This window comes from Cyclobacterium salsum (assembly GCF_010119245.1).
GTDB lineage: Bacteria > Bacteroidota > Bacteroidia > Cytophagales > Cyclobacteriaceae > Cyclobacterium > Cyclobacterium salsum.
In genome coordinates this window covers 261,863-286,839 of record NZ_WNKG01000001.1, presented here as the reverse complement: position 1 = coordinate 286,839, position 24,977 = coordinate 261,863, and the positions used below count along the sequence as shown (strand labels likewise).

The window sequence follows — 24,977 nt, the reverse complement described above, 5'->3', positions numbered from 1 at the left end:
TTTACCATGAATCCGAACCAAAGACTTTCCATCATGACCTTTCCGCAATATTTTGACGGAAACGAATTGCAGGTAAATATCGTCGTAATACCGCGGGACCATAACCCCTTGAATCCTATCATAACCGGGGAGGCACCTGCCATTCCGGATGCTGAAGCAGCTTTTGCCGATGCCAGTTTTTCTTTTGTCGCACAGCTCGTACAGGGTTTTGGTACCAATCCGTTGCCGCAACCGCAGCCCCTGGTAAATGGCTTGCCGGTAATCACGGAATCTCCAGGAAATCCCCGGGAAATTTTTGAGGCCATGGCCAACCACTTGCAGATTCTGGACCTCAACATGGTCAATTCCAATGCGAGCCTGGCCAATATTCCAACATCCAGGCAATTTGAAGCTCCTCGTCCCCGGAACGTTTCCGTATATAAGCACTTACCTAAAACTTTTTTAAAAGCGACTGGGCTAAAGGCCATCAATAGTAAAAATGCCTTTACCGACGATACCTACCATTGTGCCGTAAAAGGGGCCAAATTTCACCAGGGGTTTCAACAAACCGGCCCCTCCATTAGCTGGGGCAAAGTGTTTGCTCACATTTTAAGGCAACCCTTGTTGGCCAGGGCAGCGGGATTTATTTATTCGTTTAACTTGCCCATAGCCGCGGATACTTTTCCCGAAGGAGGCTTTTTGTATCTGGACCTCGCAGATGGCAGTAGTTTTAGCCCTCAGTTTGCCGCTGACAATACGTTTATTAAACGGTATGCGGCGCGGATTCCCATCCTTAGACCCGGAGAGCCGCGACAGGTATTTGCCCCTTTGCTGTACCCAGTCCAGAGTGTTCACGATGGTAATTACGATGAACTCTTTATTGAAACGGCTATTTATGACGACGGATTTGCCAAAACCGTGCATTGTCATCAGGCACCCCATCGTGATCCGTTAATAGAGGAAGCAGATGGTGCTTATCCCCTTACGGATTCGGGTATTCAGTTGGGATGGGATGACTTGCAGTTGCTGCAGTGGTACATCCGCCAACTCGCCGTAGATTCCAGTGTCAATGGCTCGGTCAAAAGACTGGATGCCCCTATCGGAGTTCATGGATTTGTCATTGACGTGCGGCAACAGGCTGAGGAAGGCGAGGAGCAAGGACCCTGGGAATCCTTGAATTGGGTAAGCAATCGGAATACATTTTCATTAAGCCGAAATCCCGCCAATCCGGATGATGCCATTGTACTCGGAGATTTTGCCGGTGACCTGCCCTACCAGGTATACCCTACGCAGCTAGACGGGACCGAGCAGGTAACCGGACAGCCGCAACCGTATTGGCTGCCCATGTATTTTGCCAATTGGACCGGCCATAGCATGGTTTTGCCTGATGCAGATGCCGCCACGGTGTATCAAAATACCCATCCCGACCTGGATGCCGACCCGGGGGGGCAGCCAGCAACAGACAAGGATGGAAATCCGGTGACCACGGGTACAGGAGTCACGGGCGCAGCTCAAAACCAACTCAATCAAATCTATCAGGCCGGGAACGTGAATGCTCGGCTGCGGTACGGAGAAGCATATGAATTCAGGGTAAGGATGCAGGATATTAGCGGAGGGGTACCATCCATAGACCGACAACCCATCAATGAGACACCATCCGATATCGGATTTTGCCGATTTAAACGATTTATAGCCCCCATCCAACCCAGGATACAGGAAATAGAGTCAAACCCGAATGCCACCGACGCTGACGTACACCCCGTAACTGGAGTTGACGGACCCAATAATTTGAATGCATTGACCATTCGCAGGCCTAAATTAGGTTATCCCGCAGTAGTCTATACCGGCAAATACAGTGATCCCATCAACAGATTGCTGAATCAATCAAATCTTGGACTCAGTCCTGAAGCCGCGGATGCGGAACATCGGGTGGGATTGGGTATTGCGGATCCGGATGTGGACCGGGTGGAAATTATCGTAGAAATAGCCACCTTAAAGTTGGATAAATTGGATAGTTTGAGTGGAAAAGATGATTATGTCCATTTGTATACTACCTATCGCTATTTTCCGGCCATAGAAAATAACGAAGACCAATACGAGGCAAGCCTGAATATTCCCATCGTTTACCGGGATATTCAGGGTACGGACAAGGTCTTACAGACCGGAGCGATGCAAAACCTGGCCCAGGATCTGGGGTTGGAGGACGATATCGACCAACTTGCTGAACTGGTTCTCCCCACCGCCAGGACGGCAAGATTGACTATTCGGGCGGTTTGTGAGGATAAGGAAACCGACTCGCAAACGGCGGAATATTATGGAATAGTAGATGCATCAGATCCACATATAGACGTGCGGTACGGAGCATCGTTTTCTGTATTGCTCTACCAGCCTTCCCAGGACGAAACCAATTTGCTGGTGCAGTCGGCAGGAGTGCCCAGCCTGCAGGGGATCTACATGCGCCCTGACGCCATCACGGTATTTGATGGAACCTGGAATAGCATTCTCTTAGGAAAATCGCAGGAAAGACAATACAGCAACATCCAACAACTGGCCGATCGGCTAAACCTGCAAAGCAATGGGCTAACCTTGTACGCACCCAAGGGAAAACGCGTGGTTTTTGGATGCAGTAGCCGCATTCGGCATAGCCTCGCTCCGGATGGTTCCTCCATTACATTCGCTTCCAAAGGCGATTTGTACAATCATTGGATATGTTGTTTAAACTATGAACTGGATCGGGACTGGATGTGGCAAGCCCTCGAGACAGAAGCTTTTTGGGTAAGACGATCCAAAAAATTTACCCACGATACCGAGGAAGGAGAAATTAACGTAATCGCAGGAAAACTCAAAATGATTCGCACGGCTTCGTTCGAATCCCTGGACGGACCGCAGCGAAACAGTAGCCAATTAGTGTTTTTCGATGCCGTGGAGCCCAAACGCGAGGACACGGAAGCATTTCCGGATACCATTGACCTGAGCTACAGCCTGGAAGCCCGGTTCAGACCAGATCACGGAGCAACCAATGATGCATTGGAAACCATTGAAATGACCCTACCCATAACCAGCCCGCCTGCTCAGGTGCCCAAAATTGTTTCGGCTGGCTATGCGCTGTCTCCTTACATTCGGGACGAAAAATATGCAAATAGCGAATCCAGAAAACGCTATTTGTGGATCGAGTTCGACCAACCGGTGGAAGATCCTCAGGATTGTTATTTTGCACGGGTCCTGGCTCAGGCACCGGATCAGTTGATCAGCAATAATCATCCGTCCCTATTTTTGGCACCGGAGGAACCCTCCTTACCAATAGATCCGGAACCCATTCGGATCGTTTCTCCGGCTTCTTCCAATGATTTAGCTGGCCTGAACGCCATGCAGCCCATGCTCAAAAGCAAAGATAGCGATGTACACTACATCCTGCCGCTTCCACCAGGTCTTCATGCCCACAGCGATGAAATGTTTGGGTTTTTTACCTATGAATTTAGAGTAGGTCATTTCGAGCGGAAACCGGTCGATGAGGGCGATCCGGCAGAAAAGGTTTGGACCACCGCTCAAGGCAGGTTTGGCCGTCGTTTAAAAATGCAGGGGATTCAGCATCCTGCTCCTGTCCTGGCCTGTGTACCCAATCGGGATAAAGAAAAGGTTTGGGTAACCGCTCCCAATGCAGTAGCTGTTCATAAGGGTAAAAATGTAACGGCGGATCCGCCACGAACGGAGTTATGGGCATTGCTCTATGCGCAGGTAACGCGGGTGGATAACCAGGATTACCGTAATATCTTATTGGATGACCAGCCCTTGGATTGGAGAATACAGATTAGGCCGCCATCCCAGCGAAATACAGGGGAACCGTACACGAATCAGCAATTGCAACTTCTTAACCAGGCGGCAGTAAAAATACTCAAAGGCCAGGGTATATCGGAGGCCAGTAAATTCCTGAAACTTAAAACGGCTTCCAATAAAAACAAAAGTGCCACCAAATATGGAACCACGATTTGGTCAAATAAAAAAATCAGTCACTTACTACAGTTGTATGGTTTACCTACCGACGCATCCCTGAGCGTAGTGGTTGTAGAAGTATTGCCGCAAATTAGAAATGTCTTTGACCATGTGTCCGGTTTGGACGATGCCCTGGTAGCCGAGTCAACGAGTAATTTTATAAACGCAGATCAACGGGAAGCCTTTAATCAAAGCTATCGGCAGCGGTTCCGTTCAGATACTTCCAAAGCTGCCAGCACGGTAAACCACAGCAGCCCGGTAAGCGATGAATTAGGGCATCACCGTATCTTACGTAGTTCTCGCCTGACTAAGGTACCGGATATCTGTTGCAAGGATTGTGAATAATAATCCCATTGCATACTCGCTATTCGTAAAACACTAATTCTAAGCCCTTGATTATAAGTAAATAAAACCATACATTAAAGAAGATTTGATGTAAAGTTTATTCTATGCCAATAAGCTCAACCTACTAATTGTTTTCCTACCAGAGACAATTCAGATACTTTCCGGTTAAAATCAAGAAAGGGATTCCTTTTTGGTGAAAAATGCGCTTGACCTTTGACCAAAAATTGGCTGTATTTGACCGTAACTTTTATTGACCATTTTCTATGATGCGAATTTCCAATAAAGCCTGGGTACTGCTTTCAACCCTGATCCTTATTTCATTGGCATTTTTTTACTATTTCTTCGTTTACGTTCCACGGAATGAGGAGAAATTAGTGAATAATAATATGCGGATCCTTGAAAAAATCAAGGGAAACATCGAAAACCTATTAGAAAACGAAAAAAAAATTATCAGGAATGAGAAGGGCACGAACGTAAAAGAGATTGAATTCCACACAGATAATCTGGTATTCGAATTAGAAAATACAGAACCTGATTCCACCAATGAAACAGGAAATAAAGAGTCCCTTGGTGAAACAAGCCGAAATGAAGAACCTTCTGTGGAAAACAGAAGCTACGCCGAAATCCTTCAAAACCCCTTGATCGAAAGAAGAGATGTATTTGATTTCGTGTCCATTACTAAATTTAAAAATAATGGGAATGGAAGTGATCTTTCAATGCTATATATAAATGACCCAAAAGGTCAAATAATCTCGCTTGATTCGTTAGAAGGAAAATACACCTCAAAAAGCATTTTTGAAATTGACTTTGGCTATAATCAGTATAAAGCCTTTAATATTTCCTATATAAATGATGAGGATTTTAATATATTTCTTACCGGATACATTTCAAAAGATGCTTACGACGATAAAAAGAGAGAGGTATCCATTTATTTAATTTCCTTCATTTTAATTTTAACCGTATTATTGATCCATGCATTGCCTTTTATGAAACTATGGGTCATGAGTCATTCCGAACGGTTATCTTTAAAAGATATCTTCCTTACGGGGGTATCCATTTCTTTATTACCAACCGTGCTCATATTGGTAATAATGTTTTTTACCTACCATTTTGGAAACATCGGTGCCCAAACTGAAAAAAACCTAGAAGATTTTCATTCCAAAATAATTCAAAACTTTAATTCTGAATTGACAAATATTACAAATCTATTGGGCCATATTAGAAAGGAAATAAATAATGATACCGTCAAAATAGACAGTACAAGCTTCCCAAGAGACCTAAAGAATATAAAATTTTTTAAAGATATCGATACCATTCACTCAGGAAAAGCTAATATTAACTACTATGCAGCCATCAAAAATTTTAAGAGTGAGTCTTTACCTCAGGAAATTGATAAAATCTCCAAATATAAATATTTCAATTCTATTTTTTGGTGTGACCCAAATGGAAAAATACGTATATATTTGAGTAATGAGAAAGAGCCAAATCTGATATACGACCTTAGTCATCGAAATTATGTAATGGATATACCCAATAAGAATACGTTTAATTTTAATGGAGAAAATATTTCGTTTGAATCCATACGTTCTGTAAGTGACGGAAATTATGAGATGGGGTTAGGGTTGGAAAGTGGGGTAGATAGCCTACCGGTCTTGGCTACCAGCCTATCTTTGGTTTCTATAATGAACCCTATTCTGGAAGAAGGTTATGGTTTTTGCTTTTTTGACCATACTGGAAAAACCATTTTTCATTCTGATAAAAATCGAAATTTAAATGAAAATTTTCTTGAAGAAACGGATAATACGTTCAATTATAATTTAGCTACTAATTCTTCCTCTTACGATAAGATTAGGTACATGGATAAGGAACATTACATGTATATGAATAAAGTACATGGCTTTAATAATATCTATCTAGCAACATTTTTAGACAGTGAATATATAGATTCATCTAATTCTTTAGCTATTTCCTCCACGATTGTATTTCAAATTATTTTTTTGGCGATATTGTTATTTTTAAGCGTTGTTCTATTTTCAACTACAGGTAAGTTTAGTCTAATTAGACAAAAGCGATTTTTGTTTTTTTGGTTAAGACCGTATACGGATGATACAAATATGGCTAAAGGTTTGTATGGGTCTTTGCTTTCAATGAACATTTTAGGAATATTATATTTAATTCTCAATTGGGTATTTTATCAAAATAACATTAGATTATTGATGTTTTCTATAATAAGTACCTGCATTATTATAATTATTTTTAATTTTTGGAGCGTAACAAAATATTTATTAAAAATTAGAAATCAAATCGCTGAACATTTTTCCATTTTTAGAAATAATATTTTTAAATACTTTATGGTGACCATTATTATATTTATAATGATTATAAAAATTAGACTGTCAACAGATTCTTCTTTTTATTTATTCGTTGATATGGTGCTACTCGGCCTGTTTATTTCTAATTTATACAATTTGGTAGTATCTAGAAGAGTATGTAATTTATTTAAAAAGATATATTCTAATTTTTCAAATCAATCATTGTCTACAGACATATATTCTGTCTATAAACTATTTATTTTATCCTTATTGTTTTTGATTACGTTAATGCCTCCAATAATTTTTTATTCTATAGCTCAAAGAGTTGAAGATGCTCTCGCTTTTAGGAGTAAAATTGAAAATATTGATTTTAAAATTAAAAACTGGGAGTTCGAAAAAAAATCACAATTTATCTCTGAAAAGGACGGTAGGCTGGTTTCAAATATTGAAGATATAGATGGTTTTATCGATCAAATGAAAATTGATAGCCTTACATTCTTATTTTTTAATAGTTGTAGATCATCCGTATTGACATTAACTGATTCAGCGGTAAGAGATACTACCGAATCTGAAAGTAAAATTAACCAGAGAGTTCCTTTTTGGTATGCTAATTTTAGGCTTCCGTTTAATCAATACGGACAAATTACCAATGCTTCTATTGGCTCAGATACTTTGGATAGTGAATTATTTAAAGTGAAGGATGCCGGTTTATTTCTATTAAGGAACGATTTGATGGATGTATTTATGGAAGAACCAATAGGCATTCTTTACCCATCCTTTATTAAAAATTTGCCATTATTTTTTTTATTTATATTGCTTATATGTATTTTGTATCTAATTCTTAATTTTACAATCAATAAGATTTATGGCCTTGATTTTTATACCTACGCCAAAAGGTTAGTTTTCAATAATAAACTAGAAGGAGTTTCCAATCAGTTAGGTAATATTTATTCTGAAATTGACAAACAGCGAAGATCAGCCATTCAAGAATTAGGAAGTCAAAAATCCGATCAGGAAAATGTCTCTTTACCAGGGTTTGATGCCTATAATAATATTTTATTTACGGGTGTAAATGCCTCCCACATTTCTCACCTTTACCATAACCTAAAATCCAGATTTCCGGATCAATTTTTTAGTATGGATATGCTCCTTGTTGCTGATTTTTGTGAGGATCTTACGGAGCCAAAGTATAAAAATGATTATTTTATTTTTCAAGAACTTAATTGTCAAATTAATTTAAGTGTATTGTTCAATGCTTCCGGCGAAGAACTTTCCGTTCTTAGAAAGGCTATTTATGAAAAACCAGACTTGGGGACCAGTTCCACATCCCATCAGCTAATTATTTTTATAGAACACTTTGAATTTTCCTATGAGAATATTGAGTTGAACAAAATTAAGTTAGGCATTATCAGAAGGCTTATTTCCAATTCAGCCATTAGGGTAATCATTTGCTCCGAGATTAGTTTAATGAAAATCCATGAATATTATGAAGATCAAATTCGGAAATTTAAGGTTGATTTTAAGAAGGATAGCGGTGATTATATTGAAAAACGAAAGCTGATTGATGATATTACCAATGATTATCGAAAATGGCTACATCTATTTGGTAGCTTTTACAATATTACCATTCCATTAGAGGCTAACGATAAACTCATAAAGGATGCCGGGGCTCCATTTCCGTTTCTGAAATCAGAATTGAACCATGGGACCTACCTCCGGAAAATCAATTTACGGTATCAAAAGGATCTCGATAATTCCGGTCAACTTAATAGGTCGCCGTTTACCGAGATAAGTGATGAAGAACTAATTCTTAATATTCAGGAAATAGCCTATCCTTATTATTTTTCTGTTTGGAACTCGCTTTCAAAGCAAGAGCAGTATATTGTTTATGATATCGCAATGGATGGATTTGTTAATCCAAATAATGTAAATGGTATTCTAGAATTATTGCACAAAGGGATTTTAGTATATGATGATTCGCTTCGGCTAATGAATGCCAGTTTTACCAATTTCGTTCTCACCAAGGTAGATAGTGATATTACTTTGAAAAATGACCTGGCCTCTAAAGAGAATGGAAACTGGAGTGTTACCTCTTCTGTGTTTTTGATGGTTATTTTGGGCCTAATACTTTTTGTTTCATTTGGTAAAATTCATGTTTTGGACGATATGAATGCGTTACTCGGTTCCATTGCGGCTGTTTTTACCCTTTTACTTAGGCTTAGTGGCATTTTTTCTTTTAGTAAAGAGTAGCCGTTTCTTGAAAACCCTTTACTTTTGCTACCCTACTTCGGAAATTTCCGGTAAGATTTTGGAACCTTCACGCACCGAAAAATCATGCAATTACCCAGCTTAGCCAGCCTTAAAAAGGAACTGCAGCATCGAAATTCTACCGAATTGATCGAGCTAATCCTGCATCTTAGTAAGCTCAACCGAGATAATAAGGCCTATCTATACTTTAAATTATTCGAGAATGACGATGCCTCTCTTTTCCTGGATACGGTAAAAGAAGAATTGGAAAGTGCATTCTACTCCGCCAATAGCAAAAACTATTATGTAGCGAAAAAGGCTGCACAAGGCATTCGCAGGATCTTAAACAAAAACCTTAAATTCACCAAAGATCCGCAGGTAAAGATTGAATTAATCACTTTTTTCTGTCAGCAACTAGAGGAGTTTGGCTATTTGGAATACCGATATCCAGTCATTGATAACTTGTATGCCATGCAGGTGGGTAAAGTAGAGAAGCTCATCGATAAGCTACACGAAGACCTTCAATTTGACTATCGGGAACAGCTGGAAAATCTCAAAAAGCCAATCAACAACGTTCCTTAAGTGAGGAAATGATTCGATCGAAATCAGATTCTCTTCAAATTGTTGCCCTACTTTGCTTTCTGCCGGATCTCCATGTTCCCTTGATGGGATTGATTACCCGGTGATTTTTACTAACTTCAATAAAAAACAAAGGATCTTTTGCCCTATAAAATCTCTTCTCAAATGAATTTATATGCTGCATTCATTTTGCGGCGAGGTAAGCTTCGGACTATTTGGTCCCTGGTTTTTCTGGTTTTTGCCGCAAGCTGTGGAAATAAAATTACTACCAGAGATGTTCCGGTGGCCGTTCCAGAGACCTTTTCCCTTTCCACAGGTGCATCAGCGTTAGAAACGGATTGGTGGAAATCCTTTGGAGATCCCGCACTGAATTCATTAATTGATAGTGCGCTTTATTATAACCTTGACTTGAAAAGTTCCTGGTATCAGGTAGCGCAGGAAGCCAGTAATGTGGCCATTATAGCATCTGAAAGGGTTCCACAGGTTTTTTTAGAGTTACAGGGTGGAGCCAGTCGGCCAGTTCCTGATTTTGTAGGTGGTGAAAACACCCAGTTATCATTGAGAAGTAGTTATGAAGTGGATCTTTGGGGTAGGGTTAAACAGAGCAAGCTAGCCGCTGAAAACCGGCTAAAAGCTTCCTTTCTAGACTACCAAACCCTGGCCATTAGCATTGCAGGAGAAGTAGCCCTGACCTGGTTTTCCTTGCAGGCCTTTCAGGAGCAGTTGGATCTGATTCAGGAGCAAACGGAATACAATCAACAGGTGTTGGCATTGATCCGCGCCCGATTTGCCAGCGGACAGGTGAGGGGAGTGGACATACTGCGCCAGGAGCAGTTGATCCAAAATACCCAAGAACAGGCAACCGCCATTCAGATAGAAGTGAAAACACTCCAGAACCGGTTAACCGTCTTATTGGGAGCGGCACCGGGAAGTATCTCCCTTCCATCGGAAAATGCCCTTCCCGAATTAGGCCCCTTGCCTGATGCAGGCCTTCCGATGGAATTAATCAACCGTCGGCCGGATGTTCAGAGTAGCTTCAATCAAATGGAGGCCGCAGATAGAGAGGTGGCAGTTGCCATAAGCAATACTTACCCCAGGCTGACATTTAACTTTACCGGAGCCCTCCGATCGAATACGCTCACCAATCTGGTAGAGTCCCAGGCAGCGTCACTGACCAGTAGTCTGCTGATGCCCCTTTTTTATGGAGGAAGGCTAAATGCTGAAAAAGAACAGGCAGAAGCTTTCCGGGAGCAACAGATACAAGCGTATGGGCAGACCGTTTTATTGGCACTTCAGGAAGTGGAAGATGCCTTGATCCGGGAAAGCCTTCAAAAAGAACGAATAGGCTATCTTGAAAACCAGCTTGACCTGGCCGAACGAGCCTTCCAGCAATTACGTGTCGAATACCTAAATGGTTCCATTGCCTACCTCGACGTATTGGTAAGTCTGGACCAAATGCAGCAATTGAAAAGAGATTTGGTAAGTGCCGAATTGGATCAGTTGCTATTTCGGGTTGCGCTATTTCGCGCGCTTGCAGGAGGCTTTGAAACGCCCAATGAAACCGGAGGAGAATTTAGCTTTAATGAAAACACAATTCCGACAGAATGACGCAAAAGAAAACCATATGGATTAGCCTGGGATTATTGGCAGGCAGTATTCTCGTAGTCCTGATCTTTTTTTGGACAGCTCCCGAAGCGGAGATGGAAGGAGCTTCCAAGACCACTGCCATGCTAGTAGATGTGGTACAGGCCGAACGGGGAGATTTTTCGCCTACTGTGGTAGCTACCGGCATTGTCCAGCCAGCCACGGATATTTCTCTCAGCAATCAGGTAGGAGGGGAGGTCACCCGTATCGCCTCCAAGTTTCTTCCGGGAGCCTATGTGAATAAGGGCGAGCTGCTGCTTCAAATCAATCCTGCCGATTTCGAAAACACCCTCATGCTTAGGAAAAGTGATTTGGCCCTTGCTCAATCCGATTATGAGGTGGAGCTGGGTAGGCAGGACGTGGCCCTAAAAGATTACGAACTTATTGGAGATGAATTATCCACTGAAAACCGAAACCTTGTTCTTCGCAAACCACAATTGGAGGCGGCAAAGGCCAATGTAGCAGCTGCCGAAGCGGCCGTCAACCAAGCCTCACTGGATTTGGAACGGGCGAGCATTAGGGCACCTTTCGACGCACATATTTTATCGCGGAATGTGAACCTCGGTTCTCAAATCGCCCCCGGCTCAGATATTGGCCGCCTGGTAGGCATTGACGAATATTGGGTAATGGCCAACGTCCCCCTTTCCAAGGTAAATTGGCTGGAGATTGGAGAAAATACAGATGGTTCAGGAGCTCCGGTAAAAATCGTTCACCCTGCTGCCTGGGAGCCTGGCCAATTCCGGGAGGGTAAGGTTTCGCGGCTGGTGGGTTCATTGGATAACCAAACCCGGCTCGCAAGGGTTATCATACAGGTACAAGATCCACTGATGCGACGGGAACCCGACCCGGATAAACCACCGCTAATTATTGGAACCTTCGTCGAAGTTCAAATTGAAGCTCGGAAACTGGAAGATGTTACCCGTCTGGAACGCCAATACATTCGACCTGGAAATACCGTCTGGGTCATGGAAGATGGGGAGTTGGCTATCAGGGAAGTAACTATTCTATTTGAAGATCAGGATTATGCTTATATCAATGAAGGATTAGAAGACAACGCACAGGTAGTAGCCACCGATCTGGCTACCGTGGTGGACGGTTCGCCGCTTCGCCTGGATGAAGATTAACCTACCATCGTCATGAAAGAAGGAACAAAGCCCGATACTGAAAAAGGAGCCATTGCCTTTATGGCCCGAAGACCCATCATCACGAACCTGCTGATGGTTATCTTGCTTGCAGGTGGTGTGTATACCATGTATACCATTCAAAAGGAGGTTTTTCCGCAGTTTCAACTGGACATTGTGGAAATATCCGTGGTCTATCCCGGAGCGGCACCAGAGGAAGTGGAGCAGGGCATCGTCCTCCCTGTGGAAGAAATCGTACGAGAAGTACAGGGGATTAGGGAGATTATTTCTTCGGCGAATGAAGGTTCGGGTACCGTGGAAATTTGGTTGATTCCAGGTACTGACCGCATGAAAGCCCTTCAGGATATCAATCAGGCGGTAAGCCGGATACAGACTTTTCCGGACGACATCGAAAGGCCCCAGATTGTGCTTCAAAATCAACAGATGGATGTGATGCAGGTGGGGATTTATGGGGATGTAGATGTCTGGACGTTGCGTATTCTGGCAGAAAGGCTTCGAACTCGCTTTTTAAGTGACGATCAAATCACCCAGGTAGAAATTGGCAACGTGCCTGATTTCGTGACGCATGTGGAAATTCCCCGAAACACCTTACTGAAGTACAATCTAACCTTAGGACAGGTAGCGGATCTAATCGGGAACTCCAGTCGCGACATCCCAGCCGGATCGATTGAAACCCTATCCGGAGAAATTCTGCTTCGGATGGAAGAGCGCAAACTTGTCGCAGATGAATTTGCGAAAATTGACATCATATCTTCCGAATCCGGCTCTACGGTCACCCTGGGAGATATCGCCACTATTCGAGACGGCTTTGAAGAAGTAGGATTTCACGGGCAATTTGAACAACAAAATACGGTGGACCTGGAGGTATTCCGAATTGGTAATCAATCTCCTCTTGAAATAGAAGCTGCGGTGAAAACGATTTTAGAGGAGTTTAAACCTAGTTTACCTCCGGGTGTGCAGGTACGGGTTGAGAGTAACCGGGCAGAAGATTTCCGCGAGAGACTCTCCTTGCTCACCGAAAATGGCTTGATGGCTATCGTAATCGTACTCGTCATCTTGGGATTATTCTTGGAATACCGATTGGCTTTTTGGGTCATGATGGGTATGACCATTTCGTTTGTGGGTGCCATGATCTTTTTTCCCGCCGTGGGAATCAGCATCAATATGATCTCCATGTTTGGCTTTTTGATCGTTTTGGGAATCGTAGTGGATGATGCCATTGTGGTGGGGGAAAATATATATGAATACCGCCAAAAGGGCTATTCCTATATGGATGCAGCGATCCTGGGTGCCAAAGATGTGTCAAAACCGGTGGTTATCAGTATTCTGACCACCGTAATTGCGTTTGTTCCCCTGTTATTTATCCCGGGTGAAACCGGTAAATACTGGTGGCCCCTTCCGGTGGTGGTGATCGTAGTGCTTTTTGTTTCACTTTTTGAGGCCCTTTACATTTTACCGTCTCATGTTACGAAGACCCCCAAAGCAAAAAAGCATCCCTGGATTCTAAGACTGGAAACCTGGCAAGGGACCATCGCAGAAGGATTTAACCGTTTTGTCAATCGAACCTATAAGCCTTTCCTGGATCTTTGCCTGCGAAATCGCTACCTCACTTTTTCCGCAGCCATTTCTCTTTTAATTTTGGTAGGAGGGTTTGGCTACAGTGATCATATGGGGATGGTGTTGATGCCGGAAGTGGCTGCAGACGAAATCGAGGCTGCTGTTCGCCTTCCGGTTGGAACCACTAATGATCAGGCCGCAAAAATTGCCAGGGAAATCACGACGAATACCCGAAACATGTTTGAAACCCATAACCTGTATGAAGTGGCAGAGGGGGTAAAAACCAATGTTCGGGGAAAGGATTTTATAGATGTGGAAATTGTCATGAAACCACCGGATCAGCGAGACATGAGTCCCAAAGAATTGATCGAACTATGGCGGGATAATATTGGCGACATTAAAGGAGTAGACCAAATAAACTTTGAAGCAGAACGCGGACCGGGAGGCGCACGACAGGATATCAGTGTGGATTTAAGTCATCCGGATATTGATGTCCTGGAGCGGGCCACGGAAGAATTTTTGCAACGTGCAAATGAATTTTCCGAAACCCGGGATGTAAGCGATAATTACAATAAAGGCAAGCTGCAACTGGGATTTGAGCTGTTGCCGGAAGGGCGCAACCTGGGGCTTACGCCAAATATCGTAGGCCAGCAGATCCGGGATGCCTTTTTTGGTGCGTTGGCTATGCGGCAACTACGGGGAATCAACGAGTTTGAGATCCGGGTAAAATTGCCTTTGGAAGAGCGCAAAGACATGGACTACCTGGAAGATTTTATCATTCAGGCTCCCAATGGCACTGCGGTACCCTTGATGGATGTGGTGCGCATACAGGAAGGCGAAACCTTTACCAATATCAATCGCCGGGACGGCAAGCGTGTGGTAAACGTTGGTATGGACGTGGAACCACCGGCTGCCCAAACCCGGGTTCTTAATGCAATGAACGAACGGGTTTTGCCACAGCTGCGAGCAGATTTCCCTGGTTTAGCCTGGACCTATGAAGGAAGTCAGGCCGAAATGCGGGAATCTACAGAAGCGCTTTGGTCCGGTTTTATTATTGCCATGCTACTTATTTTCTGTCTATTGGCGGTTGCTCTTGGAAGTTATACCCAGCCCATTGTGATCATGATGGCCATTCCATTCGGAATCGTAGGGGCCGTAATAGGGCATATTCTGTTGGGATATGACCTTTCCCTGGTCAGCCTGATGGGAGTAATTGCGCTCTCAGGAGTGGTGGTTAATGATTCCCTGATTATGATCGACTATGCTAACAAGCACCGCGGCGAGCATACCACTGCCTTTGAAGCCATTCATGAGGCGGGCGTACGAAGGTTCCGACCCATTATTTTGACGACCCTGACGACCTTTGGCGGATTGACACCTATTATTCTGGAAACCTCCAGTCAGGCGATGCAGTTGATTCCAATGGCCATTTCCTTAGGTTTTGGGATTATTTTTGCTACCGCCATTATTTTGGTAATCGTACCTTGCCTCTATATGATCTTTGATGACCTGGTGCAAGCGGCAAAACCAGCTGAAAAGCAGGAAGAGATATCTGCATAAAATGGTAAAATAGCCGTATATTCGGACAAATTTATATATCTATGATATTATTTGTTCGTACAATACTGCTTTTAGTATTGCTTACCAGCCCGTTTTACCTCCGGGCGCAAGTAGTGGATCAGGAAGTCCACCGGGTGGTATTCCAGGTCACCAAAGGAGAAGCCGCTGACCAGGAACAAGCCATCGGCCAACTCAATAACATCCTAAGGGCCCTGCCCAATGCGGAAATTGAGGTGATCTGTCATGGAAAAGCCTTGCCGCTACTTCTTGATGCCCAAAGCCAGGTAAAATCAGGTATTACAGACCTGCTTAGCCGAGGGGTTGTCTTCGCTGCCTGTGAAAATACCATGCGAAGGGCCGGAGCAAGTAAAGATGACCTAATATCTGGCGTGATTACCGTCCCTTCGGCACTGGCAGAAATCATCATTAAGCAGGAGCAGGGCTGGGCGTATATCAAGGCGGGTAATTAGTGCGGCTAGGGTTTCTTGGGTAGTGGCTTATTGCCGATCAACGCCCAAATAAGTGTTCCATCCTCGTCAGTCCGGGCGTTATCATTTAAAAAATTTATGCGACGATCGTCAGTGTAGTATTTCTAATTTTCTAGAGGACTCTAATTCCACGATTGATGGCAAAAACGAATCAGAAAACGGCCGCCGATAAAAATTCAGCAGACAACTACCAGGTGACCTTTAGTCCGGCGGAAAACGGGTCTTTCAGTATATGGCCGGAAATTCCTCCCGACGGAATGGTAAAAGCGGGGACAGCGTTAACCATCAAAGCTAGTCCTGCTTCCGGTTATAGCCTGGATGCCATTTATTACACGGTAAAAGACGGCATGTGGGGAACGACAAGCAAGGAATATTTTACCCCCGAAGTTACCCTAACAGTGACAAAGGACATGACCTTGGGTGCCGTTTTTGTTGAAGATTCCCTGGTGGAAAACATCCAGGTAATTCAGGATGTGGTATATGCCCAACCAGGCGTGAAACCCTTGAAATACGATGTTTATTCCCCTAAGGGAGCCAGGCAACTTCCGGCAATCGTCATCATCCACGGCGGAGGCTGGTCCTCCAATAACGAAGATATCATGCGTGGACTGGCTCGGGAGCTGGTCAAAGAAAGAAAATACGTTGTATTCAGTATTGACTACCGCTGGATCAATAAACTGGATGGAGATCCTACTCCCAACCACATGCACCAGCTCATAGAAGATGTATTTGGAGCCATTGCCCATATTCAGGAGCATGCCCTGGAATACGGTGCCAATCCCACGCGGATTGCGGTAACCGGAGACAGTGCCGGTGGCCATTTATCAGAAACAGCAGTGCTACTCGGTCCACATATTGGAAATGGGGGCTTTGGAGAGCAGGAGGGGCTTTATGCGTTTATGCCCAGCTATATTCCTTCATCCAAATCAGTAGATCAGGTAAAAGAGGAAATCAGCAGGGCCATAATGGCAGCGGCTCCAAGCTATGGACCATCCGATGCCGTTGATTTTAAAGGATTTATGGAGCAGACAGATCGTGGTTATTGGGATGCGGTTTCCCCCATCAGGCATGTGCCTTATGTCCAGAAGCGAGCAATACCTCATTTCATAGTTCGTGGTACGAAGGATCCGCTTATATCGCATGAGATGATTCAATCTTATGTAGAGGTGCTTCAGGATAAGGGACAAAAGGTCAGCTACATACAGGTAGAGGGTGCAGGTCATGCTTTTTTCGACTGGAAGCCGGATGCGCAAACCAGAGCTACTTTTGCCCGCTATGGCCAGCTGTATGCAGCCGAAATGAGGGGATTCTTTGATGGTATCTTTTACTAGAAAAACGATGAAAATAGTCTTAGTTACAATCGCAGTACTATTAAGTTGGGGAGGCCATGCGCAAACCACCCCTAATAGCTCCACGGATGGGGCTGCTCAGTCACTGAAGGAGCTGTTTGATGGGAAGTTTTATATGGGGACGGCCATGAATCGCCGTCAAATTAGCGGGGAAAATCAAGCGGAGGTAGCTCTGATTAAAACGCAGTTTAATTCCATCACCCCCGAAAATGTGATGAAAAGCGAACGCCTGCAGCCCCGGGAGGGGGAGTTTACCTTTGGACTGGCCGATGCTTTTGTGGCATTTGGAGAAGCGCATGACATGCACATCATAGGACATACCTTGATCTGGCACTCTCAGGCTCCTCGCTGGTTTTTTACCGATAAACAAGGCAATGATGTTTCCCCGGAAGTTTTAAAACAACGGATGGAAAGTCACATAAAAACCGTGGTGGGCAGGTACAAAGGGCGAGTTCATGGCTGGGATGTGGTCAATGAAGCCATTCTTGACGATGGATCCTACCGGGAAAGCAAGTTTTACGAGATTCTGGGCGAGGAATTTATTCAACTGGCTTTTCAGTATGCCCATGAGGCCGATCCGGAGGCGGCATTGTACTACAATGATTATTCCATGGCCAATGCCGGTAAAAGGGGAGGAGTGGTCAAAATGGTAAAGGCTTTACAGGAAAATGGACTAAGAATAGATGGTATTGGCATGCAGGGGCATGTGGGGATGCATCACCCTTCCCTGGATGAATTTGAAAAAAGCGTCACCACTTTTGCAGCTCTTGGGGTAACCGTGATGGTGACCGAACTGGATCTGAGTGTATTGCCTTCCCCTGGGAATGAGGGAGGAGCTGAAATTTCCGATACCAGAGCCTATCAGGAAAAGTTCAACCCTTATACAAAGGGGTTGCCGGATGAGGTAAATGCCGCTTTCACCGAACGCTACCTGGATTTTTTCAAAATGTTTCTGAAACATGCCGATAAAATCAGCCGGGTAACCACTTGGGGTGCAGCAGATGCCCAGTCCTGGAAAAACAATTGGCCCGTCCGGGGTAGAACGGATTATCCACTGCTTTTTGACAGGGAGTATCAGGCGAAGCCTATCGTGCATGCATTAGTTGAACTCATGAATAATCAGTAAATCCATGAAGAAAAATCCATTCCAACTTGACCGACCGATACTACTGCCCTTAATACTTAGTGCCTTTTTTTACTTTTCGGTCTTCTCCGTTTGGGGCCAGGAGCAACGTGAGGAAACCTTTAGCAATCCTATTTTCCCCGGGTTTTTTCCGGACCCGGGTATTTACGCAGTGGGGGAAGATTTTTATTTGGTCAATTCCACTTTTTCCTTCTTCCCCGGAGTACCGGTATTCCATAGTAAAGATTTGGTGCATTGGAGACAGCTAGGACATATCCTGGAACGACCCGAGCAGATGGATGTAGAAGGTTTGGGCATTTCCGAGGGAATATTTGCCCCCACCATCCAATACCATGATGGGGTGTTTTACATGCTGACCACCCTGGTAGGCAAAGGGGGGAATTTTGTGGTAACAGCCACTGAACCAGAGGGACCCTGGAGCAAGCCCATCTGGTTGCCTGCTGTCCGGGGCATAGATCCTTCTTTGTTCTTTGACGATGACGGCAATTCCTATATTATATACAATGGTGATGCCCCGAATAACCGCCCCCTTTACAGTGGCCATCGGACCATCCGGATCATCGGGTTTGACCTTGAATCCCTAAAAACAGTAGGAGAGAACCGGGTACTAGTGAATGGTGGTGTGAACATAGGTGAAAAACCCGTATGGATAGAAGGTCCCCATATCTTTAAGACCAGGGGCTACTATTACCTTTGCGCAGCAGAAGGAGGGACCAGCGTCAACCACTCCCAGGTAATTTTCAGAACCAGGGACCTCAATGAAGCCTTTATTCCATACGAGGACAATCCCATTTTGACCCAGCGGCATTTGGACCCGAACCGGCCCAATCCCATCTCAGCTACGGGACATGCCAATCTGATAGAAACTAAAAATGGCGAGTGGTGGGCGGTATTTCTCGCCACCAGACCCTATGACACGGAGGATCATTATAACATTGGAAGGGAAACCTTTTTAGCTCCGGTGAAATGGACCGATGACGACTGGCCCATCATTAATCCTGATTACGAAGAAGTGCAATACCAATACCCCAGGCCGGATTTGCCGGAACATACCTTTGAAGACCATTTTCCGCTCTCCGGAAATTTTACCATTTCCGATGATTTTGATAAGGAAAAACTGGCCGATTACTGGTTTTTCATCCGTGTGCCCACGAGCAAATGGTATCGGATCGCGGACAAAAAGCTCACGTTTCAAGTAAGGCCGGAATCGGTGTTTGGAACCTCTAATCCCAGTTTTATCGGCAGAAGGCAGCAACATAATAAAGGACAAGCCACACTGGAAATGTCCTTTAATGCCCGTAATCCAAAGGAAAAAGCCGGCTTGTTACTTTTCCAAAACGAAACGCATCACTTGTTCCTTTGTATCAGCCAAAATACAGCGGGCAATGCAGTGGTTCAAGTACTGAAAGCCAATGGAGAGAAGGAATACGAGATCCAGGCAGAGCAGGAATTGGATGGGGCGCAGGATCACATAACCCTGAAAGTAGATTTTGACATGCCAGCGTATCGTTTTGCGATGAAGCAGAACGGAGATTGGCTGCCCTTGTATGATTTCAAAGAAGGAGAATACCTCAGTACCCGAGTTGCCGGCGGATTTGTAGGAGTGACCATGGGTCCGTACGCCAGTTCCTCGGGAATCCCTTCCTCCAATACCGCTTCGTTTTACAATTTTACCTATGCCGGGCAAGATTAAGCTATTCTTTAGTTGCAGGATTCTTTATGATTTTATTTGCTAGAGGTCGGGTAATTGTACCGGAAATGAAAAGATATGGCCGCTTACTTTTCTCCGATTGCTTCTCCCGAATTCACCGCTGAATCACCTTCCATCCAGTTTGGAAAAACCTCTCCCAATCCCTCTACCATAAATTGGACCGCAATAGCGGCGACAATTAAACCAAACAACCTGGTAAACCCGGCAAAAACAATATCATCCACCTTGTTTTCTACCAAATGGGAAAAACTGAAAACAATAAAAAGAAAAAAGTAACTCAGTAATAAAACGCCGGATAAACCGGCATAGGTGCTGGCATTTGTAGCGCTAGAACTGTACAACAACACTGTGGTGAGGGAACCTGGTCCAGCCAGCATGGGAATGGCGAGGGGAACCATTACTTTTTCGAACCGTAATTTTGCCAATTTCAGATCCGTATCCGCTTCCTCCTGTATGTCCTGCAATTTGGTAGCGGAGCCCTGGATCATGGACAAGGCAGTAAACATTAACAGAAACCCTCCTGCAATTTTAAATACTTCAATGTCAATACTGAAAAATCCCAAAATATACTTTCCAAGAAGTAAAAACACCAGTAAAATAAAAAAAGAGGTAGCGGTAACCATTAGTGCCACCCGCCTCCTGATCCGTGGGATTGAATCTCCCGTTAATTCATACCAAATGGGTATCAGGCCAATGGGGTTTACCATGGCCAGCATCGCCGCGAGAAAGTTAAGGTTCAAGCTCCAATTCATAGTTTGTAACACGATTCTTTTTGGGTCAACTAACTGCAAGCAGGATGTATGCCAAATTTACTTCCAGGAAATGAACGTTTACAGCCACGCACCTTTACATTCGATACGAGCAATTTTCAGGGAGTGATTTTCGATGAACCGGACCACCCCACGGCCCCCCTCCTAAAACAGGAGGGGGAGAATAGGATTGTAAAAGCTATAGATAATTTTATATAACAGTCTAATATTTAGCAACTTGCCCTTTTTGATTTAAAAATCACATTAAAATAAATTTGTAAACAATTTCGGCAATAATGGGACAGCTGAACAATAAAAAAACGCTTAAAGAAATTAGGAGAACTTTGCGCAACAGTCCTACTCCAGCCGAATCTGACCTTTGGCAACAGCAAAAAGGCCGGAAACTGAAAGGTAAAAAGTTTAGGCGGCAGCACAGTTTCGGAGATTTTATCTTGGACTTTTATTGTCCGGAAGCGAGACCGACGATCGAGTTGGACGGTGCGCCTCATTACACCGAAGAAGGATTGTTGGCAGACCGGGAAAGGGATGCAATTTTGGAATCGTATGGGATTAAAGTGCTGCGCTTTTCGAATAGTAAGCTGAAGGAAGATCCCTCCAAAATTTTGAAGGTAATTGAAACATTTTTAGAAAAGTAAATGCATCCTGTTGGTGACCCAACCCCCTCCTGTTTCCAGGAGGGGGAGACAGGGGGAGGTAATATGACCAGCCCTCACCCCACTCCTAAAACAGAAGGGGGAGAAAGGATAGTGTGAAAATTCATTATTGCCCGGCTACCGGCACGGTAAACAAAATATCATCCCAGCTAAAGGCTATGGTGGCACCATTATCGGAGGAGTGGATGTCTATGGTAAAGGTTTCTACTACGGTATTGGTTTTTTGTACAGGGGCCTGGACTTTCACTACATCCCGTTCGTAATCCGGTTCCGTTGCACCAAAGAATACGCCCGTCTCACTGTTTAGGATCACTTCAAAGGCATCGGCTCCGGGTACCGCATACATGCGGTAGGTTCCCGCTTCTACCGGTTTGCCACCAAAGGTTACGTCTTGATTAAAAGTAATTTCCGTTGCTGCATTGGCACCGAGCCGCCAGTATTGTCCATAGGGCTGCAGCGCACCAGCACTTTCTTCCCCAAAGATAAGTCGGTCTTTTTTGGATGGCTGGCTGTAATCGATACTGATTTCCAGACCGCCCTCGCTATAGGAAGCCATGGCAGGTGGACTTACCGGAGTGGCGATAAATAATCCGTAGACCACCCAGATAATAAAAATCAGCAGGATGATACCGGTGCCTATAAGGATATTTCTTTTCATGGTTTTGCAATTAATACCTTTCAAGGTACAAAAATAATCGAAAATTCAGGCCAAGATCGGCATGATCATTCAGATTTGGTCATATCGTGGTCTTTGGTATTTTACGCAGGTATAAAATTAGGTACTAACTTTTTCAACTTGTGGGCTTATCCATCCTGCCGGGTACTGGTATTCTCCGCAGGGAGAAAGTATTAGATCTGCCCGGTAGAAGCGTTTCGGTTAATTCCTCGGGCTCTCTTTATCTTCCGGGTATATATTATGATTAACCTATTTTTTGAAATTTTCTTTTTGCTCGGCAATACTGATGTTTTCTATCCCCTTGAGTAAAGCATCCGGGGTAAAAGAAACACTGTCTATGCCCTGGCTCACAAGGAATCCTGCGAATTCAGGATAATCACTTGGGGCCTGACCGCAGAGGCCAATTTTTACTCTGGATTTTTTGGCGGTCTGAATCACATCGGACAACATTTGTTTGACCGCCTCATTATTTTCATCAAAAAGGTCACTGATGATGGCAGAATCCCTGTCAATCCCAAGCACAAGTTGTGTCAGGTCATTAGAACCTATGGAAAAGCCATCAAATATTTCTGCAAATTCTTTGGCCAGAATCACATTACTCGGAATTTCGGCCATAACATAAACTTCCAACCCATTTTTTCCCCTTTGCAGGCCAAAATCCTTCATGGTTTCCAAAACCCGCTTTCCTTCTTCCACTGTCCTGCAAAAGGGTATCATCACCTTGATGTTGGTCAAACCCATTTCGTCCCGGACCAGCCGTATCGCTTCACACTCCAAGCCAAATCCTTCCCGGTACCGCTCATTGTAATAGCGGGAAGCACCCCTGAAACCCAGCATAGGATTTTCTTCTTTTGGCTCAAAAATTTTACCACCGATCAGTTGGGCGTACTCATTGCTTTTAAAGTCACTCATCCTGACAATAACTTCCTTGGGATAAAAAGCTGCCCCGACCATCGCCAGTGATTCTGAAAGCTTTTCCACAAAATAAGTTTTCTTGTTGGCATAGTGGTGGGTAATGGCCTCAATGGCTTTTTTGTCATTGCTATCACTGAGTTCATGGTATTTGACCAAAGCCATGGGATGAATCCTTATGGCATTGGTGATGATGAATTCCATGCGAAGCAGGCCAACGCCCTGATTGGGATAAAAAGAAAACTCAAATGCTTTCTGGGGATCAGCCAGTATGAACATGGGCTTGGTTCGGGTTTCCGGCACTTCACTGACGTTGATTTCCTTTTCTTCCCATTCCAGCTTTCCTTCATAAACCAAGCCTTCATCCCCTTCAATACAGGAAGCCGTGATGACTTGACCGTCATGTAGTTTTTCAGTGGCGTCGGAGGTTCCTACCACGGCATGGATGCCCAATTCCCTGGCTACAATAGATGCATGACTGGTCCTTCCTCCTTTGTTGGTAATGATACATACCGCTTTTCGCAGCATGGCATTCCAATCCGGATTCGTGATGTCTGCGACAATGATATCTCCTTTTTGCACTTTTCCGGCATCAGCCAGGGATTGGACGATACAGGCCCTGCCACTGGCGATGGATCTCCCTACCGCTTTTCCCTTGCAGATGGGTGTTGCTTTTGTTTTTAAGGTATATTCTTTAATGGAAAGGGTATCCCGCTTCCCATGCACGGTTTCCGGCCGGGCCTGAACGATAAATAGTTCTCCGCTCAGCCCATCTTTGGCCCATTCTATATCCATGGCCATTTGATAATGTTTTTCTATACTAAAGGACCATTCTGCCAGTGTCTGTACGTCCTGGTCTGAGATGCAGAAAACGGATCTTTCGGAGGGGCTGGTGGTTACATTGGTGATGGGCTTTTCCGAACCAGCTGCATATATCATCTTGTTTTCCTTTTCTCCTAACTTCCGGTGGATGATGCTTTTTTTCTGGTTTTCCAGGGATGGTTTAAAAACAAAAAATTCATCAGGGTTTACAGCTCCCTGCACCACGTTTTCTCCCAATCCCCAGGCGGCAGTGATGTAAATGACATTACTAAAACCCGTTTCCGGATCAATGGTAAAAATTACTCCCGCACTGCCTTTATCTGAGCGAACCATGTGTTGTACCCCCACAGACAGGGCCACGTCCATATGTTCAAAACCATTGTCTATCCTGTATTTGATCGCCCGATCATTGAAAAGGGAAATGTAACATCGATGAACGGCTTTCAGCAGGTTGTCCAGACCTACAATATTCAGAAAACTATCATGCTGTCCGGCAAAACTTGCCGTAGGCAAATCTTCGGCTGTGGCGCTGCTCCTTACGGCTACTGAAATTTCATTGCCAGACCGAAGGGCCTCAAAAGATGCCGAGATATCCTTTTCTATTTCTTTTGGTATTTTCCTTGAGGACAGGATCTCGCGGCAATTGGCACCAATGGTTGGCAGGTTGTCAAGCGTTTCATTATCCAATGTTGCCAATTCTGCCTCCAACTTTTCCTTAAGTTGATTTTCTTTGATAAAGGTTCGGAATGCTGCAGCTGTAACCGCAAAACCGTCCGGTATTTTAATGCCCAGGGGAGCAAGTGTTGCCAGCATTTCCCCGAGAGAAGCATTTTTTCCCCCTACCAGGGGGAGGTCTTTGTTTTTGATGGATGAAAAAGGGATACAATTGGTAGACATGATAAATCTTGCAGTTAATAGAAAAAGTAAGATAGTTAGCTATAAAACAATTTTAAATGATAAAAATCATTTGCATCTATGATATTGCTTTGGCAATATTATTAATAGAAGAAATTTAAGCTAATCCAGCACATTAGGATCTATTATTGTAAATTGAAGGTATGATTAGGTAGATCATTGCCTTATTGAATTGAAATAAA

Annotated in this window: 14 protein-coding genes; 11 read left to right on the top strand and 3 right to left on the bottom strand. The window is 44.1% G+C overall.

What is annotated here, in order from left to right:
• The first annotated feature begins 6 nt into the window (after positions 1 to 6).
• From GJS45_RS01145 to GJS45_RS01100, 10 genes are all read left to right on the top strand, one after another.
• Positions 7 to 4,314, top strand: coding sequence for a hypothetical protein (locus GJS45_RS01145; RefSeq protein WP_162339611.1), 4,308 nt, complete (start codon positions 7 to 9; stop codon positions 4,312 to 4,314).
• A gap of 263 nt (positions 4,315 to 4,577) precedes the next feature.
• Positions 4,578 to 8,876: a PDC sensor domain-containing protein gene (locus GJS45_RS01140; RefSeq protein ID WP_162339610.1), complete on the top strand. Its 4,299-nt coding sequence runs from the start codon at positions 4,578 to 4,580 to the stop codon at positions 8,874 to 8,876.
• An 84-nt stretch (positions 8,877 to 8,960) separates the two neighbouring features.
• The gene (locus GJS45_RS01135; protein WP_162339609.1) at positions 8,961 to 9,455 is read left to right on the top strand and encodes a hypothetical protein; all 495 of its coding nucleotides are present in this window, start codon (positions 8,961 to 8,963) and stop codon (positions 9,453 to 9,455) included.
• Positions 9,456 to 9,617: 162 nt separating this feature from the next.
• Positions 9,618 to 11,060: a TolC family protein gene (locus GJS45_RS01130; RefSeq protein ID WP_162339608.1), complete on the top strand. Its 1,443-nt coding sequence runs from the start codon at positions 9,618 to 9,620 to the stop codon at positions 11,058 to 11,060.
• Complete coding sequence (locus GJS45_RS01125) at positions 11,057 to 12,220, top strand: efflux RND transporter periplasmic adaptor subunit (RefSeq protein ID WP_162339607.1); 1,164 nt, start codon at positions 11,057 to 11,059, stop codon at positions 12,218 to 12,220. Before GJS45_RS01130 ends, GJS45_RS01125 begins: the two co-directional genes overlap by 4 nt.
• 12 nt (positions 12,221 to 12,232) lie before the next feature.
• The gene (locus tag GJS45_RS01120; protein ID WP_162339606.1) at positions 12,233 to 15,355 is read left to right on the top strand and encodes an efflux RND transporter permease subunit; all 3,123 of its coding nucleotides are present in this window, start codon (positions 12,233 to 12,235) and stop codon (positions 15,353 to 15,355) included.
• A 41-nt stretch (positions 15,356 to 15,396) separates the two neighbouring features.
• The gene (locus GJS45_RS01115) at positions 15,397 to 15,825 is read left to right on the top strand and encodes a DsrE family protein (protein WP_162339605.1); all 429 of its coding nucleotides are present in this window, start codon (positions 15,397 to 15,399) and stop codon (positions 15,823 to 15,825) included.
• A 155-nt stretch (positions 15,826 to 15,980) separates the two neighbouring features.
• Positions 15,981 to 17,174 carry an alpha/beta hydrolase fold domain-containing protein gene (locus GJS45_RS01110; RefSeq protein ID WP_162339604.1) on the top strand — a complete coding sequence of 398 codons (1,194 nt, stop codon included), beginning with the start codon at positions 15,981 to 15,983 and terminating at the stop codon, positions 17,172 to 17,174.
• Positions 17,175 to 17,181: 7 nt separating this feature from the next.
• Positions 17,182 to 18,318, top strand: a complete 1,137-nt coding sequence (locus GJS45_RS01105; protein ID WP_202928011.1) for an endo-1,4-beta-xylanase — start codon at positions 17,182 to 17,184, stop codon at positions 18,316 to 18,318.
• Positions 18,319 to 18,322: 4 nt separating this feature from the next.
• Entirely contained in the window at positions 18,323 to 20,029 is a 1,707-nt protein-coding gene (locus tag GJS45_RS01100; protein ID WP_162339602.1) for a glycoside hydrolase family 43 protein, read from the top strand.
• Between the two features lie 83 nt (positions 20,030 to 20,112).
• On the opposite strand, the gene GJS45_RS01095 is transcribed toward GJS45_RS01100, so the two are convergent.
• A complete protein-coding gene (locus tag GJS45_RS01095; RefSeq protein ID WP_162339601.1) occupies positions 20,113 to 20,799 on the bottom strand; it encodes a MarC family protein in 687 nt (228 codons plus the stop codon).
• Positions 20,800 to 21,092: 293 nt separating this feature from the next.
• On the opposite strand from GJS45_RS01095, the gene GJS45_RS01090 reads away from it, so the two are divergent.
• The gene (locus GJS45_RS01090; RefSeq protein ID WP_162339600.1) at positions 21,093 to 21,452 is read left to right on the top strand and encodes an endonuclease domain-containing protein; all 360 of its coding nucleotides are present in this window, start codon (positions 21,093 to 21,095) and stop codon (positions 21,450 to 21,452) included.
• 124 nt (positions 21,453 to 21,576) lie between these two features.
• On the opposite strand, the gene GJS45_RS01085 is transcribed toward GJS45_RS01090, so the two are convergent.
• Entirely contained in the window at positions 21,577 to 22,128 is a 552-nt protein-coding gene (locus GJS45_RS01085) for a DUF2911 domain-containing protein (RefSeq protein ID WP_162339599.1), read from the bottom strand.
• Between the two features lie 267 nt (positions 22,129 to 22,395).
• Complete coding sequence (ppsA, locus tag GJS45_RS01080; RefSeq protein WP_162339598.1) at positions 22,396 to 24,777, bottom strand: phosphoenolpyruvate synthase; 2,382 nt, start codon at positions 24,775 to 24,777, stop codon at positions 22,396 to 22,398.
• Between the last annotated feature and the right edge of the window lie 200 nt (positions 24,778 to 24,977).